The sequence below is a fragment of the Limosilactobacillus reuteri subsp. porcinus genome, from assembly GCF_036621895.1.
Taxonomy (GTDB): domain Bacteria; phylum Bacillota; class Bacilli; order Lactobacillales; family Lactobacillaceae; genus Limosilactobacillus; species Limosilactobacillus reuteri_J.
The window spans coordinates 1-17,164 of record NZ_LN887435.1; the positions used below are offsets into that span (position 1 = coordinate 1).

The following is a 17,164-nucleotide window of genomic DNA, read 5'->3' on the forward strand; positions in this document are numbered from 1 at the left end:
AACTTCATTCTATAATCCACCATTTTTTACGTATATATTAATTAAGAGAATAAAAAATAAGCTAGCTTGCGAGTTTTTCACCACAGTCCGGTTAGGTGTTCTTTTAAAATAATAGGGACTGTGACATAAGTTAAGTTACTTTCATAAAAAGCAAATACGCAGTACAACAATGGCCTCTAACGTCCGGAAACCGAACGCTAGAGGCCTATTATTGCTTGCGGGGGCTCCCAGAGGCTAGCTTCGCGTCGAAAAACGAAGTCACAAGTGACTTCTGTCTCGCTCCCTAGAGTATTAATAAATAATAACAGGTTCATTTTGCTTTAAATCATGGAAGGCTTGACCAGCCACGCTTGGTTGCATATTAATACAACCGTGCGAACCATCGCTTAGGTAAGCAGTCTTGGACCAATTGTGACGCCAACTTGCATCGTGGAAGCCACATCCTGTTAAAGTAAACGGCGACCAATAATTAACTTTACTTGCATAACTTGATCCATCATCGTTTTGTCCACGGAGAACAGATGGACTTTGTTGGTACATGATATACCAGACTCCCTTTGGCGTTTTGTTGCCTTCATTATTAGTTCCACTAACGATATCTGTTTCAAGGACACATTTACCATCTTTGTAGAAATAAGCTCGTTGGTCAGCTAATGAAACCTCAGCATAAGTGTCGCCAATACCATTATTGGATGTAACATTGTAGCCGAGTCCAGCAGTGTTATAGCCTTTTCCTTCAATATCGTGCTCCCCATCAACTTCTTGGCGACCATCGATAATTGCCTTAGTTAATGAATTGCCAGCTTTTTTCTCGCTAATTTTCCAACCATAGGAACCATTAGCTGTAGTGGTAATTTCCGCTCCAGAATGAGTTTTAAATTTAAATGGTTTATCAAGAGTTGCATGTTTTTCATTGATTTTCTTTACTTGTTTATTTAAGGCCGTAGTGTCGAAGTGATACTTGCCATTTTGATAAGTTGCCCGGGTAATAATTTGATTGGTAGTGAAGCTATACTTTTCATTTTGAACAAGGTAAGTAACTTTCTTCCCTTTTAACTTATTTAACTGTTTTTCCTCGTTCTTAACGGTTTTGCTATTTGCAGCAATCGGTTGTTCCTTATGTAAAGTAATATTAATTTTAGTACTTCCGGCTTGATTATTTAGTTGATTAACAGCGTTTTGTAAATCATATTTATTACCCTTAACTGCAGGAACTACAGAAACTTTCTCATTTTGGTAGACCGCGTAAGCATCAACGGGAGCTTTACGACTTGTGTTGAATTGATATACCTTGTTAGTTAATTTGTTTTTCGCAATATTAAACGAATCTTGATCAAAGTTATCTGGCTTTATTGATAAGTTTGTTGCTTTATGAGATGGGAAAAATGTAAACTGCTTTTTCAGTGCTTGATTAAATTTTTGTTCATCATTATTGCTAAAATTAGCCTTCATGGATTTAGTTTGGTAAACTAGCTTATTGTCAACATATACCTTAGTTGCTCTTGAGGTTCCCTTTACCTTATCAAAAGCTTGCTTGGCTGTTAGCCCTCCCACGGCAACATTATTGATGGTTACGTTTTTATTGAAATGATTTTTCTGGTGAACAGTCATCCCCGCAATCATTATAATTAATAATGCTCCTATTCCTGCTATCCAGTATTTAATATATGAATGCATTGTACCTTCCTCAAATCGAAAATAAATAATTACGTTCCTATCTTAGCACGGAAAATTGATAACTCAATAAAGAATTTATAAAGTTACCGTGCTCTTAAATAGCGATCAATGCCATCTAAAAGGAACTTAAAAAACAAACAAATATTTAATAGCAGAAATACTTTAAAAAAGATCCGCCAATTAATTATTTTTAATGAAAAGTGAAAAAGATCGTAAACAATAACTAAAAGAATAAAAAGGATGTTGGCTCGTAAAATATCCTTTGACCATTTATGGTTGATGGTATACGACCAAATATTTGATATGAATGAAAAAAATGATGTCATAGTAGAATCCTCACGATTATTACGCAAGATTTGCATAAATGATAGCAACAATAAAGAAAAAGATAGCAGTTAAGTATGAAACTTTAAGATTATCTCGCATTTTGTACACCTTTTTTAAAGTATATTGAATAAAAAATTTCCTATAATTATAATAGTGATGTTTTGAATTATCTGTAAAGGAGAAATTAATTTGAACTTACGAGTAAAGCATTGGATTTATGGAATATTTTGCTTATTAGTAGCAATAATTGCAATTGGTCCAGAATTACATGCTGCTTCCAATGCACATCCCAAAAAAGCAGTAGTTGAATCGCAAGTAAAAGAAAAGCCAACACAAGAAAAGGAAATCGATAATAGTGAAAGTCATATGAGAACCCCAATTGATTGGCATAAGTCCTCAGAAACAGTTCCGTATCCAGATTTGAATAAAGTGAAGGACTTTTGGATTAAAGTTGATTTAAAAAATAATCGGACATATTTGTATGATGGTTCAAAGGTCATTTACACAATGTATAGCACAGGTGGAATTTATAAAAAGGATCCTAAAACTGGTAAACTAAAAAGTGTGACCCCGACAGGAACATTTTATGCTCAACAAGAGCGAGGGGATAGCTTCTTTAATCAATCGTTGAAAGAGGGAGCTAATTACTACGTTTCTTGGAAGAATCATGGAGAATACTTGTTCCATAGTGTTCCGACTAAAGCAGATGGAAAATATAATGAACAGGAAGCTGCTAAACTTGGAAAAACACAGGGTTCTCACGGGTGTATTCGGCTTTCAGTGCCAGACGCTCAATGGATGGAAAAGAATTTGCCAGTTGGCACTAAGATTGAGATTGTCGGCTAATTGTGTAGCGCTAAAATCTTAAAGATAGACAAGAGTAGATCAATTATTAGAAAGAAGAAAATTATTTGAGTGATTGAAATTTGGCTTAATGGGATGAAGTATGTAAGAAGATTATAAAAGCTAATTATAATTAGCAAAATAAGATTACTTCCAAGTAAGTGATTAAAAAACCGTCCATGTTTTAGGCGTGAAATCATATTAATAGTCCTCCTTAACTATTAAGGGTGTATTTTCAGGTAAAGTTTGCAGCCATTTAGCATCGGGGGTTGACACCTGGATAGTATTTTCAATTTTGGGTGCTTTTCGTAGATTGCGTGAGACCTGATGATTATTCATATCTGTAACGGGGGTTTCAATGTAGTTCCCATTAGTAATTCCTAACCAATTCTTAGCGATGGCTTGCTGGGAACCATTAATATGATAAATTTGCTGCCCCCGAGCATGAAGTAAGCGGAAAGAATTTTTTTGTGCTGGTAGATTAATCTGTGCGTGGATGATGTAAATAACTTGGCGCTTATTTGAGTTAATAACTAGAATTCTTTTTGCTTGTTTGATGGCGATCAATTCAATAGGGGCGTTACCGAGCTTAGGGTATGTCCAATTTTCAGAGGAACGGTGGATATTAGGGGCGCGAAGCCGATTTTGGTTAAGAATTTGGCTTGTTTTGCTAGCTTGGGGAATAAATCTAGCAGCATTATATGTATAAAGATTAAAAATTAGAACAAAAATAAGGAATAGGCCAGTTGAGATGAAAAGCAGCGATTTAAGTTCTTTATTCATAATGAATTCCTTTATTATTTATTATTAAGTTTATCTTACCGTACTTGGAGAAAATAGGAGAATAGATTTTATGAAAAAATTGACAGTTTTTATTTTATCTCTATTCATGATGCTAATGGTGGGAAGTCAATCCGTATTAGCAAATAATCGAATTGATGCTTCTGCAGCGATCATGGCTGATGCTTCAACAGGGCAAATTATCTATAAGCAAAGTGTAGATAAGGCTCTTCCAGTGGCCTCAATTACAAAATTATTAACTATTTTGGTAATAGAAGATGAAATCCAACAGAAGCAACTCTCATGGGATACTCAAGTAAAAATAACTCCTGAAATTGCGGCTATTTCTAATGATGCTGCTTATTCTTCAATCGGACTAAAATCTGGTCAATCTTATTCAGTTCGGACATTAATCAATGCAGCCCTTGTAAAGTCCGCTGATGGAGCTACCGTTGCACTTGCAACTGCTACCGGGGATGGAACCGATGAATTTAATCTTAAAATGATGCAAAAAGCCAAAAAAATTGGAATGACTAAGACAAATATTGTTAATTCAGTCGGATTAGACAATGGAGATATGAAAAGTTTTAAGTTAGCTGATCTTCCTAACAATGCTGCTAATACGATGAGTGCACGGGATGTTGCCATTTTATCGCAATACTTTGTAAAGCATTATCCAGAACTTTTGCAAATTACAGCACAAAAAGAAGTAAAATTTCAAATAGCGAAAGATCAAGTTAAGACTGAAAAAAATCTTAATAAGATGTTACCGGGAGAACAGTACGCTGTAAAAGGAGTAACGATTGATGGCTTGAAAACGGGGACTTCTGACAGTGCGGGAGCTTGTTTTGCAAGTACAGGTAAGTATCAGGGACATCGTATCATTACTGTTATCTTACATTCAAAAGGGAGCAATAAAGATAACCGATTTAAGGCTACGCAGAATTTATATAAGATCCTTAAGACAGAGGACCATTTACAAAAAATAAAAGTTCCATCATCAGTAACAACACGTAAAGTAGCTAATGGTGTTGAAAAAACAATGAAACTCACGCCACAACATGTAACTATTTGGAGTCCGTACGATACAAAAACGAATTATACAATTGGAACACAATATAAAAATAAAAAACTAGAAGCACCTATCTGGAAAGGTGAACGTGTTGGCAACTTAAGGATAACGAGTGATCAATTAGAAACGCTTAATGGTGAACCATTAACTTACTCTCTATATAGTGCTAATGATGTTCGCCGTGGAAACTTTTGGCAACGTCTCCTACATTAAAATAAGTTTTGACTGCATTATTGTTCTTAGGCTTATAATCTAAGTAAACAAAAAAGCGGGTGAAAATTATGAAAAAAAGCCATATTGGTGTAGTGATAGTAATTGTTATCCTGGCAATAATTGGTGGTGCAGTTTGGCGTCAGCAAAAACATAGTAAGTATGTGCAATCAACAACGCCAACGCTATTTTTCCATGGTGGAGGTAGTAGTTATCATGCAGAAGAACACATGGTAAACGCTGCTAAAAAAGCCGGGGTAACGAGCACAGTTCTGCGAGCTGATGTTGCTAATAACGGGGAAGTCACCCTTCATGGTTCAATGCATAAAGGGGCCATCAATCCAATTGTTGAGGTAAATTATGATAACAATAGGCAGTTAGATTTTAATAAGCATGGCGAATATGCGACAAATGTTGTAAAGGCATTACAGAAACGCTATCGCATAACTAAGATTAATATGGTTGGTCATTCCCTGGGAAATATTTCGATTATTTACTATATGTTGCAAAACGGTAAAAATCAGAATATGCCTCAATTACAAAAAACAGGTTGATATCGCAGGTCATTTTGCGGGATTGAATTTTAAACAAGTACCTGCTGCTATCCAGCAACCAGTTGGAATGAAATTAAATAAAGACGGAAAACCAAATGAAATGAACGCCACATATCGTCAGATGACAGAAGTACGGCAAACTTATCCGAAAGGTCAGGTAGCAGTTCTTAATATTATTGGTGATGTTGGTAATCATTCAGACGGTACTGTTGATAATGTATCTTCATTGTCACTTAAGTATCTAGTGGCTGCTCGGGCAAAGTCATATCGTGTTCTAAAAATAACAGGAAAAGATGCTCAACATTCGAAACTTCATAATAATGCTCAAGTTGATAAGGCATTAATTAATTTCTTATGGGGTAAATAAAAAAATCAGACGCAGAAAAATTTCGCGTCTGATTTTTTTATTACATCTGGCTATGATGACAATGGTGACTATTTAAATATTGTTTAGTATATGCATCAACTGCTCGTAATGCTTGAGCAACGTCATCTGGACTTACCTTAAATGGCAAACGATCCATGGTATCTTGTTCTGAACAGGCGGCTTTTCCAGCATTGAGCAATTCTTCATCAGTGACATTTTCTAAATGTAGATCAGCAAGAGTAGTTGGTAGACCTAAAGAAAGAATAAATTGGAAGTACTTGTTATAGCGTTCCTGGTCAGCGCCTTCCAACATTAATTGTGTTAAGGTACCGTATGCGACCTTTTCACCGTGTGTTAAATCATGAGTCTCTTCTAAAATTGTTAAGCCATCATGAATAGCGTGGGCACCAGATAGACCACCACTTTCAAAACCGAGACCGCTCATTAGCGTATTTGCTTCAACAATATTAGAAAATGCTGGTGTAACGACATGGGCTTCTGCATCAGATACAGCTAGGTGCGAGTAATTAAATAATGTTTCTTCACATTTTTGAGCAATTGCATTTCCAACAAGGGTTTGTTTTTCACCGAGCATTGTATCGCTATTAGCTTTGGCAACTGCTTGTGCTTCAACATTGGTAGCTAAAGCATCAGCAATTCCGGAAATTAGCATTCGAACAGGACCATTAGCGATAACTTGTGTATCAACTAAGACCAAGTCAGGATTTTGGTTGTAGAAACGATAATGGTCAAATCCACCGTCATCAGTATAGATTACCGAAAGGCGTGAACAGGGAGCATCATTTGAAGCCAATGTCGGCATAATTACAACTGGTAGATGGAGATTGTCGGCAATCGCTTTGGCAGTATCAACTGTTTTACCACCACCAAGACCATAAACGACGGTTACATTATTTTCTTTACCAATTTCTGTGACCCGGTTTACTTCGTTAGTGGATGATTCACCATTAAATTGAACACGGGTGACATCATAACCGCTTTCTTGAAGATACTGTTCAAACCGCTTACCTACAATTTTATAGACGGTTTCGCCAGCCAATAATAACGGTTTTGTGCCAAAGTTTTTAAGATACTTATCACTTTCAAAAAGGACACCTTTTCCTTGAATGTAAGACGATGGTGAGCCAAATTCTTCAACCATAAAAATCCCTCCATTATTCTTTGTGTACAAGTTAACAATATCACTTTTATTAATGGAGGGAAAGTTTAGCTGATTGAAATTAGCTTAAACTTAAAAAATAGAGTCTAGGCAGAACACAGTGCTCTGCTAGACTCTACTATACTATTTTGTACCCTTACTACTTATTATTAGCGTCTGGGTTAGTGATCTTAATACGGTTGGAATCAGTGGAAGAGTGGTTTTGCTCAGGGGCGTCAGTGCTGTAGTCATCCACAGTTGAACGGTTACCGTTTTCTGAGTAAATACTTGTTGATTTAATTCCTTTCTTCTTCTCGATTCGCTGCGCTCGTTTTAGACCATTTGAATAATTGTAATCAGCTGGGTTAACGTTTTTAAACCCTTTTGGATGGTAGAACCGCAAGAGATTCTTTTCGTTTAACGAATCAGAAAGAGTTAATTCCTCATTTACAAAATCTTGATCCTTCTTTAACTTCTCTTGCTGCTTCTTGGTAAGTTTAGCTTCTTTACCGGTCTTATTATTGTAAATTGTTCCGTCCACACTCGTATAAGTTGGCGTAACAAAATCCCGATTACGGAAGGCAACCACTTGATTATGCTTGCTGGAGAAGAGATCGGTTCCAAATTGAATATAGCGTTTACTGCTAATTCCTAATAAGTGAAGGAGGGTTGGAAGAACATCAACTTCTCCGCCATAGGTATGATAAACTTTTCCGTGACCCGTACCAGGGATGACAAACATTAGCGGTACGCGTTGAAGTTGAGCATTATCAAAGTCAGTCCAATCATCTGCACTTTTTCCAAGAACACTTGCTAAGGAAGTATTCTCGCTGTTTGAAATCCCATAATGATCACCATAAATCATAATAATTGATTTCTTATCAAGACCAGTCTTTTGGAGATAATTAAAGAATTCTTGAATTGATTGATCAAGATAATGAGCTGTTACAAAGTAATTATCGACGTTACTATCCCCAGTATTAGTTGTTTGGAAGTTTGGATCTTTATCTTCGTCATCAAGTGTATAAGGGAAGTGGTTAGTAACAGTGATATATTTAGCGTAGAATGGTTGCTGTAAACTTTGGAGATACTTGATCGAGTTTTTGAATAATAACTTATCTTTAAGTCCATATCCGGTAGCCTTGTCTCCAGAAGTATCATAATAACTAGCATCAAAGAAGTATTGATAACCTAAATTCTTGTATACATTATTACGATTCCAGAAACTAGCAACATTTCCATGGAAGACTGCGCTCGTGTAACCGGCGCGTTGATTAAGAATAGCAGGAGCACCTTGGAAAGTATTGTCACTCCCTAACGTGGCAAATAAAGATCCTTGTGGCAAGCCAAATGTACTAGTCTCTAAGAGGTTTTCTGCATCACTAGTTTTACCTTGACCGACTTGATGGAAGAAATTATCAAACGAGTAGGTATCCTTGCCGTTATAAAGCGAGTTAAGGAATGGGGTAACTTCTTGACCGTTGATCTTCTTGTTAATTAAAAATTGTTGAAAACTTTCAAGGTGGATGATAATCACGTTACGGCCCTTGGCAATTCCATACATTTGTGGATTGGCCGGAGCGTAGTGCTTATCAGTGAACTTCTTAACTTTTAGTAGTTCAGGTTTAGTAGCACTCTGTCGCATATTATTGATATGTTGCGATTTTACTAAATCATAACCAGTAAAAGTATCAATACCAAGATATTTTACAATGTAAGAACGATCAAATGTCCGGCCAAGTAATTGAGGACGACTCATTTCCGCAAAAGACAAATTAACCCCAAATAAAACAAGACCAACGGAGCTAAATGCGAATGCTAACCGTGTTCCAATTGCTCGTGGATCAAATTTGATAACTTTACAGAGCATTAAAATAAGAATTACGACGATATCTAACCAGTAAAAGACATCATGAAAGTTAGTGAGGGCAAGTGAACTACCACTTAAACCTTGATTAACTTTTGAATAACCAGTCATCGTAGCAATTGTCATAAAATCGGTAAATTCACGATAATAGATGACGTTTAAATAGAGTAACAATGTGTTCGCAATGTCTAGACCCATAATAACTGGGTAGAAGAACCGCGAACGCTTAAAGTAGAATGCTAAACTGTAAATAAAAAAGGTGGTCGCTAATGGGTTGAAAATTAAAATAAGGTATTGAAAAATTCCCGTAACGCCAAGCCTAAAGTCAGTAAAGTAAGCAAACAGGGTCTTTAACCAAAAAAGGATAACTAGGAGGGTGAAAAAACCAATCCTAGTATCCACAAATTTGCTTAATTTTTTCATTAGGAATGTTCCTCGCAATCAATATGGTTTGTTCTATATTATCGAAGTGCAATTTCGACAAATCAAGAATTATTTTATCATAGATTACTATAAAACATTCTTTTTATGGAAATCGTTGAAGAAACTTAATTCTTTGCTGGGACCAAGGCAGGAACAGAAAGCCAGTCGTAACTAAACAATTTTTTTAGCTTTTTATTTACTGGAATCCATATCCCTGCTCTCAAGATATCAACCAATGATGCCCGTAAAGTTTTATCTTCCCGATACTGTTTAGTTAATGGAATCTTGAGTAAGTGGCCTTCTTCAGTAATTACAGTAACATTTTTCGGAGTAACATTAATAATCTTAGCAGCAACAATATTTGGTTGACTCGTGTCTCTAAGCTTCATAATAATTCCTTCCTCCTATATTTTTTAGTCTACGTGGAGAATATGAAGAATATGTGTTTAAAGCTCAAAGTTAATTTTTAAATAGTTTTAAGGACTTGTAAGCGGTACAATAAAATTATGGAGGGATTGTTATGACTAAATTGAATATTTATCTTGTTCGCCATGGACAGACTTTCTTTAATATTTACAATAAATTACAAGGTTGGAGTAATTCTCCCCTAACTATGAAGGGAAAAGAAGATGCAAAGGTAGCTGGTGAGAAGTTGCAGAATATTCACTTCGATGGTGCCTTTTGTAGTGACCTTTCCCGAGCCATGGAAACAGCCCAAGTAATTTTAAATCTTAATAATGCTAATTCTGTAGCTCACCCAGTCACTGCTCCTTATTTTCGGGAAGAGTTTTATGGATCATATGAAGGAACAAATATGGATCTTGCTTGGTACAATGCGGGTGCCCCTCATGGCTTTAAGAACTTCCGTGAAATTGTAACCGCGTATTCCATTGGTCAAGCCAAAGACTGGTTAAAGGATGCTGATCCATTTCATGATGCCGAAAATAATGAAGAGTATTGGCAACGAATGGACAAAGGGATTGAATTAATTCGTAACGCTGATTTACCTGACGATGCCAATATTTTATGGGTGAGTCATGGAAATACTGTTTTAAGCTTAGTAGAACGTTTTGGTCATGGAAAGTATGATGTGACTGAGCGCCCAGCAAATGGAAGTCTGACGCGCGCAACGTTGACTGATAATGATATGGAAATTGTTGAATATAATAAGTAGCCTAAGTAATAAAAGTGAAAATGTTAAAAAGCAGGTAAATCTAATGGGTTTAACCTGCTTTTTAAATAATAAATATGCATTTGTTGAATTAATCTGACTTATTACGAAGTTTATTGAAAACGCTTGCTAAAATTAATAGAAGGGAGAAAGAAGACTTAAGGAGTGAGGATGATGGGAGAAGCAACAGCAGGAAAAAAGCATCGGTTTAAATTAAAAATGCCAGGTGCGTTTACAATTTTATTCTTTCTAACAGTGATTGCAGTAATGTTAACTTGGATTGTTCCAGCAGGAAGCTATTCTAAGCTAGCATATGTCAATGATCATCTCCAAGTAACACAACCAACTGGAGAAAAAATTAGTTATCCGGCAACACAGGCAACATTAGATAAATTGCACATTCAGATTGATGTCGACCAGTTTAAATCTGGTGCAATCAATAAGCCAATTTCAGTACCGGGAACTTATAAGCGGCTTGAACAGCATCCTGCTTCGGTCAGCGATATTTTCTCTAGTATGGTCGATGGTACGATAGAATCAGTTGATATTATGATTTTTATCTTAGTCTTAGGTGGTTTGATTGGTGTTGTTAAAGCAAGTGGAGCCTTTGAATCTGGGCTAGCCGCGCTATCTACCAAAACTAAGGGGAAAGAATTTATTTTAGTGTTCCTCGTAACGGTTTTACTAGCACTTGGTGGAACCCTATGTGGGATTGAAGAAGAAGCGGTTGCCTTTTATCCAATCTTAGCCCCAGTTTTTATTGCGATGGGTTATGATTCAATTGTTTGTGTTGGGGCTATTTTCTTAGCAAGTTCGCTTGGAACAACATTTTCAGTAATCAATCCGTTTTCAGTTGTAATTGCGTCAAATGCTGCTGGGACAACTTTTACGCAAGGAATGGCAGGACGAATTTTTGGTTTGGTTATTGCAGTTACTTGTTTATTATTTTACTTGCATTGGTATGCACGCAAAGTACAACAGAATCCACAGTTTTCCTATTCCTATGATGATCGGGATAAATTTGATCAAATGCGGGGAATGACTACTAGCGAAGAAAAAGATCAGCGGTTTACTTTAAAAAAGAAAATTATTTTAATTTTATTTGCCTGTGCTTTCCCAATTATGATTTGGGGAGTAATGGCCAAAGGATGGGCCTTTCCTAACATGGCATCAGCTTTCTTAACAATTGCTATTATTATTATGTTTTTAACTTGTTTCGGGCACCAAGACGGTTTAGGCGAATATAAGACCACAACAGCTTTTTCTGATGGAGCAGCTAGCTTAGTCGGTGTATCATTAATTATTGGTTTGGCACGGGGAATTAATAAAGTGCTTAATGATGGCTATATTTCTGATACAATTCTCTATGCTTCTTCAAAAATGGTTGCGCATATGAACGGATCATTTTTCATTATTGTGATGATGTTAGTATTCTTTGTCTTAGGCTTTATCGTTCCATCATCATCTGGTTTAGCAGTGCTAGCAATGCCAATTTTAGCGCCACTAGCTGATACGGTTCATATTCCACGATATACGGTTGTTACTGCATATCAATTTGGACAATATGCAATGTTATTCTTAGCACCGACTGGATTAGTAATGGCAACTTTGCAAATGCTTGATATGCGATATTCCCATTGGCTGCGTTTCGTGTGGCCGGTAGTTGTCTTTGTTTTAATCTTTGGTGGTGGATTGTTGGTAACAGAAGTATTAATTGCAGGATAATAAAAAAGTCTGGGTAAGAGAAATTCTCAAACCCAGATTTTTTTAAGCTTCCTTTATTTGATTTTCATTCGTAGTATTGCGCTGCTTTCCTTTTTGCCACTTCAAACCAATTCCAGTAACTCCACTTAAAATTGAGAAGACTGGTGAAAATAAACTAAAGAAAGCAAATGGTAGGAAGTGAAGGACTGGTACACCAAGGGTTGAGGCGGCGAATGATCCAGCAACTCCCCATGGGATTAAGTAGTTAATAACACTTCCGCCATCTTCAAGGACACGACTAAGAGCTAATGGTGAAAGGCCCATTTTATCAAACGCACCCTTAAATGCCTTACCCGGAAGAATAACGGAAAGGTATTGCTCCCCAACAAAAAGATTGATTCCGATACCTGAAAGAATTGTAACAGTAATAAGGCTGCCAGGCTTATGAAGGTGGTCAACAAGCGGCTTCATTGCTGACTGAACAATGTTAAACTTCATCAAAATTCCCCCAAGCGAAAGGGTAACAATGATCAGGGAAACTGTTCCCATCATACTGCTAATCCCACCACGGGTAAGCAGCGTATTAACAGTTGCATCGCTAGTGTGAGCAACGAAGCCATCACTAATTAATTTGGCGAGGGATTGAAGAGAGGTTCTTGGTTTTTGGAAGAAAATCATGACTATTGTAACGATGATATTGATAAATAAAGTTGGAATAGCCGGAATATGACGCCATGCACAGATAAACATTAAGGCGATTGGTAATAGAGCCCACCATGAAATCGTAAATTGTTGATTAAGGATAGCCATTGTGTGGGCGATCTTACCAGCGCTCATATGGGAACTGGAATTACCAAAGAACCAGAATAGAATTAGCGACACGATAAAAGAAGGAATCGTTGACCACATCATATTCTTGATATGGGCGAAAAGGTCACTACCTGCGATTGCAGAGGCAAGATTAGTTGAATCAGAGAGTGGCGACATTTTATCACCAAAAACGGCTCCCGAAATAATCGCACCCGCTACTAGTGCAGGATTAGCATTAAGCGCAACTCCCATTCCAAATAAGGCAATTCCGATTGTCGAAATAGTTGTAAAACCACTACCAATGGATAGACCGACTAAAGAACAGACAATGAATGTTGATGGAACAAAAAATTGACTGCTAATCAGTTTGAAGCCGACAATCATAATTGTAGGGATGACTCCAGCTTGAATCCAAACGGCGATTAATGCGCCAATAAGGATAAAGATAAAGATGGGGATGATTGCGGTACCGATTCCTTCTTGGATACCCTTATAAATCTCGTCCCAACTAGCACCACGAAGCTTAACCCAAAGAATAAGTAAAGCAATGACAAATAGGACGGGGATCTGTGGTGACAAGCCAAACTTAATCACGGCAGTCCCTAAAATTATTAACATGATAAGTAAGAGGGTTGTGGCCTCTTTGAAACGAATACTCTTCATCGTTGTTCCTCCTTAGAAAAGAAATAAAAAAGTCCCGTTGACAAAAGTATCAACGGGACGATTATTTTAATCGCGGTACCACCCACCTACGCATCTTGATTTTATGCGCACTCATATCAGGTGGTAACGGCACTGAATATGGCCGGACAATTCAGATCACGTGATAATTCGAAACACTCCGCCTGACCGGTTCGCACCTAACCACCGGCTCTCTTACGCCCAACGAAGGCTCTACTGAAACGATAATTGTTGAAATTATAATATCGTGCTGAGATTTGAATGTCAACAACTAAATTAAAAGAGAATGAGAATTAATCATGATTAGCCCACCGGTGATTAAATAACAGATTAAGAAGAACGGCTGAAAGACTGGTGACAACAATCCCGTTACCCAGAATGATTTGAAATTCTGTTGGCATATGTTGGAATAGTTGAGGATACATAGTAATCCCTAATCCTAATCCGATGGAAACAGATGCAGTAAGAAGGTTAGCGTTATTAGAGAAGTCAACTTTATGCAGAATTTGAACTCCTTGAACACCGACCATCCCAAACATCACAATCATCGCACCACCAAGGACCGGTTCTGGAATGACAGTTGCGAGGGCGCCGACTTTAGGCAAAAGACCAAGCAATAAGAGTAAAAAGGCGGCATAGTAAACGGGTTGGCGACTTTTCACTCCGGACATTTTAAGAACACCTACATTTTCAGAGAAGGTAGAATAAGGGAAGGTATTAAAAAGTCCGCCTAAAATTGCAGCAATCCCTTCAGCGCGGTATCCACGTTCTAAGTCGTTGGTTGTTAATTGCCGGCCAGTAATGTCGCTAAGGGCAAAGAAAACACCGGTTGACTCAATCATTGTCGTGAGCGAAACAAGAATCATTGTGATCATGGCACTCATATCAAAACGTGGCACGCCAAAGAAGAATAATTGCGGAGCGTGGAACCAAGCAGCTTCACTAACCGGTTTAAGAGAGACAAAGCCTAATGCGCCTGCAATGAAAGAAGAGATTAAAATTCCTAATAAAATGGCGATTGACTTCATAAAGCCACGAGCAAAGGCATTGAATAACAGAATGATAGCAATTGTTAGAAAGCCGATAAGGAGGTTAGCGGGATCACCAAATGAAGCAGCAGTTGGCGTACCTCCTCCTAGGTCTTGGAAACCTACTGGAACAAGGGTAAATCCAATAATAGTTATTAAAGATCCAGTAACGACCGGTGGAAAAAACTTTTTTAAGCGGGCAAAAAAGCCAGCAATTAGGAAAACAAAGATCCCGGCTGCAATAACGGCCCCATACATATAAGTGATTCCTAGCTTTCCACCAATTATTTCGAGGGGAGTAACAGCTTGAACTGCGCAACCGAGGACAACGGGCAAGCCGATTCCAGTTAATGGTGTTCGCTTTAATTGTAAGAGGGTTGCGACACCACACATGAAAATGTCGATCGAGACTAGGTAAGTCATTTGAAGCGTGGAGAAATGTAAGTAATGTCCAATTAATAACGGAACAAGAACATCCCCAGAATACATTGCAAGTAAATGCTGGAAACCGAGGACAAAGTTTTGCCATTGACGAGTGAAATCGATTTTAGCGTGACGACTAGGTGCTTGAATAGATGAAACAGGTTCTTTCAAAATATACCTCCTCAAAAATTAACATGCCTAAATAAAAATAAGAGACTGAAAATTCAGCCTCTCTACCGATTTTTTAAAGCTTTAAGTTAAAAACAGACAGTGCCAGTTTTTAAGAAGTGCTTATAGTCTAAAGTTTACGGCTTTAGGTAGAGACTAACCGACCATATTTCGGTATTATATAGGCTATTTATTCGATGTAGTTATGCTAGCACTAATGCCGAACATTTTCAATAGTTTGTTCGGCATTAAAGATATTTCAGATCGATTTATGTGCTTAACGTTCAGCTTTTTCTTATAATCCAGTTGGTTTCAGATAGTGGTATTATTAAAAGGTACATTAACTACTGTGGAAGGAAGCGTATATCATGAAAAAGCTAAGGAGTAGTTGTACGGCAATGCTTGTTGGAAAGAATGCTACGATTGATGGTTCAACAATTATTGCACGCGATGAGGATGCAGAAGATGGAGTCAATCCTAAGACATTTAAAGTATTCCCAGCCAAGGATTACACCGGTGAACATTATGTTTCAAAATATAATGGGTTAACTGTTGAGATGAAGGGCCAGGGATGCCGTTATACGGCAACTCCCAATGGCGTGCCTGATGAAGGACGCTGGGATGAACAAGGTATTAATGAATATAATGTTGCAATGAGTGCGACAGAAACCGAAATGACAAATGCCAGGGTGCTTGGTCATGATCCGTTAGTAGAGAACGGAATTAATGAAGATTCAATGGTTTATCTTGTCCTACCATTTATTAAGTCTGCCCGCGAAGGTGTTCAACGGCTTGGATCATTAATTGAAAAGTACGGTACTGGTGAAAGCAATGGGATTGCCTTTAGCGATAAGGATGAAGTTTGGTATTTTGAGACCGGTGGAGGTCATCAATGGGTTGCCCAGCGGATTCCTGATGATGCTTATGCAATTGCACCGAACATTATGTGTATCGAAGAGGTCGACTTTAACGATCATGATAGCTTCATGTATGCGCCGCAAATTAAAGATTTTGTTGAAAAATATCATTTAAATCCTAATCCACAAACGTTTAATTTCCGGAATATTTTTGGCACACAAGATGAGGCAGATGCTTATTACAACACTCCTCGTTCTTGGTATGGTCAAAAGCTCTTTACCCCATCTTTAAAACAGGAGCCTACCAGCCAAAAAATTCCATTTATTCAACATGCAGAAAAGAAAATTGCCGTTGAGGATATAGAGTATTTCCTCTCATCGCATTATAATGGCACTCCTTATGATCCAATGGGAACCTATGCGTCTGGAACAACGGAGGAACAGCGAAAATTCCGTTCAATTGCACTTGATCGTAATCAAAGTTCATGTATTTTGCAAATTCGGAATGACGTACCGGCACAATATGCTGCTATTCAATGGATTAATTTTGGCTTTTATTGCTATAGCCCTTATGTTCCGTTCTTTACAAATATTAGTGATACTCCGGCAAAATATAAATATGCGACAGATGATGCGCAGCCGGATAAGAGTGCTTATTGGTTAAATAAATTGTTAGAAGTGATTGTAGAACCACACTATCATGAATTTATCAATGAGGTAAATGATTTCCGTGATCGGTGTCAAAGCTATGGCGTAGGACGAGTAGACACAATTACAAAAACAGCCCAGATTCAAAATTCAGCTAATTTAATTAACTACCTAACTGAACAAAATATGAAAACCGCTAATCATGTTCTGAATGAAACACATAAATTGATTAACCAGCTTTTACATGAAGCGTTGTTGAATTCTAAATTTCAATTTGAACGTGGCGATAACTTATAAAAATAGAGAGGCTGGGAAAAAACTCCTAGTCCAAAATAAAAACCGGATGATGAATTTTTTGAACAATTCATCATCCGGTTTTTATGTACACAGGAAAT

At 37.4% G+C, this 17,164-nt stretch carries 12 protein-coding genes, 1 pseudogene and 1 riboswitch; of the genes and pseudogenes, 6 read left to right on the forward strand and 7 right to left on the reverse strand.

From position 1 onward, the window contains the following. Positions 1–291: 291 nt before the first annotated feature. On the reverse strand, positions 292–1,677 hold the full coding sequence (locus AACL61_RS06945; protein WP_339111168.1) for a L,D-transpeptidase family protein: 1,386 nt from the start codon (positions 1,675–1,677) through the stop codon (positions 292–294). 516 nt (positions 1,678–2,193) lie between these two features. On the opposite strand from AACL61_RS06945, the gene AACL61_RS06950 reads away from it, so the two are divergent. Further along, the gene (locus tag AACL61_RS06950; RefSeq protein ID WP_003669331.1) at positions 2,194–2,850 is read left to right on the forward strand and encodes a L,D-transpeptidase; all 657 of its coding nucleotides are present in this window, start codon (positions 2,194–2,196) and stop codon (positions 2,848–2,850) included. Positions 2,851–3,048: 198 nt separating this feature from the next. On the opposite strand, the gene AACL61_RS06955 is transcribed toward AACL61_RS06950, so the two are convergent. Further along, positions 3,049–3,630: a hypothetical protein gene (locus AACL61_RS06955; protein WP_065533419.1), complete on the reverse strand. Its 582-nt coding sequence runs from the start codon at positions 3,628–3,630 to the stop codon at positions 3,049–3,051. A gap of 70 nt (positions 3,631–3,700) precedes the next feature. Here AACL61_RS06955 and AACL61_RS06960 point away from each other — a divergent pair, with 70 nt between their 5' ends. Both AACL61_RS06960 and AACL61_RS06965 read left to right on the forward strand, forming a co-directional pair. After that, positions 3,701–4,912 carry a D-alanyl-D-alanine carboxypeptidase family protein gene (locus AACL61_RS06960; protein ID WP_102816056.1) on the forward strand — a complete coding sequence of 404 codons (1,212 nt, stop codon included), beginning with the start codon at positions 3,701–3,703 and terminating at the stop codon, positions 4,910–4,912. A 68-nt stretch (positions 4,913–4,980) separates the two neighbouring features. After that, positions 4,981–5,830, forward strand: a pseudogene (locus AACL61_RS06965) (alpha/beta hydrolase). Positions 5,831–5,870: 40 nt separating this feature from the next. Here AACL61_RS06965 and AACL61_RS06970 read toward each other — a convergent pair. From AACL61_RS06970 to AACL61_RS06980, 3 genes are all read right to left on the reverse strand, one after another. Then, entirely contained in the window at positions 5,871–6,992 is a 1,122-nt protein-coding gene (locus tag AACL61_RS06970; RefSeq protein ID WP_102816054.1) for a glycerol dehydrogenase, read from the reverse strand. A 157-nt stretch (positions 6,993–7,149) separates the two neighbouring features. Beyond that, positions 7,150–9,279 (reverse strand): LTA synthase family protein, encoded by a 2,130-nt coding sequence (locus tag AACL61_RS06975; RefSeq protein ID WP_339111169.1) that lies wholly within the window; start codon positions 9,277–9,279, stop codon positions 7,150–7,152. Positions 9,280–9,404: 125 nt separating this feature from the next. Then, positions 9,405–9,668, reverse strand: a complete 264-nt coding sequence (locus AACL61_RS06980; protein ID WP_102816352.1) for a hypothetical protein — start codon at positions 9,666–9,668, stop codon at positions 9,405–9,407. Positions 9,669–9,799: 131 nt separating this feature from the next. Here AACL61_RS06980 and AACL61_RS06985 point away from each other — a divergent pair, with 131 nt between their 5' ends. Further along, positions 9,800–10,453, forward strand: coding sequence for a histidine phosphatase family protein (locus AACL61_RS06985; RefSeq protein WP_102816351.1), 654 nt, complete (start codon positions 9,800–9,802; stop codon positions 10,451–10,453). Positions 10,454–10,621: 168 nt separating this feature from the next. Continuing rightward, a complete protein-coding gene (locus AACL61_RS06990) occupies positions 10,622–12,175 on the forward strand; it encodes a YfcC family protein (protein WP_339111170.1) in 1,554 nt (517 codons plus the stop codon). Between the two features lie 42 nt (positions 12,176–12,217). On the opposite strand, the gene nhaC is transcribed toward AACL61_RS06990, so the two are convergent. Next, positions 12,218–13,627, reverse strand: coding sequence for a Na+/H+ antiporter NhaC (gene nhaC, locus AACL61_RS06995; RefSeq protein WP_339111171.1), 1,410 nt, complete (start codon positions 13,625–13,627; stop codon positions 12,218–12,220). 311 nt (positions 13,628–13,938) lie between these two features. Further along, positions 13,939–15,267 (reverse strand): nucleobase:cation symporter-2 family protein, encoded by a 1,329-nt coding sequence (locus AACL61_RS07000; protein ID WP_102816349.1) that lies wholly within the window; start codon positions 15,265–15,267, stop codon positions 13,939–13,941. A gap of 103 nt (positions 15,268–15,370) precedes the next feature. Next, positions 15,371–15,469, reverse strand: a riboswitch (purine riboswitch). A 163-nt stretch (positions 15,470–15,632) separates the two neighbouring features. On the opposite strand from AACL61_RS07000, the gene AACL61_RS07005 reads away from it, so the two are divergent. Further along, positions 15,633–17,066 carry a C69 family dipeptidase gene (locus tag AACL61_RS07005; protein ID WP_102816348.1) on the forward strand — a complete coding sequence of 478 codons (1,434 nt, stop codon included), beginning with the start codon at positions 15,633–15,635 and terminating at the stop codon, positions 17,064–17,066. Positions 17,067–17,164 lie beyond the last annotated feature (98 nt).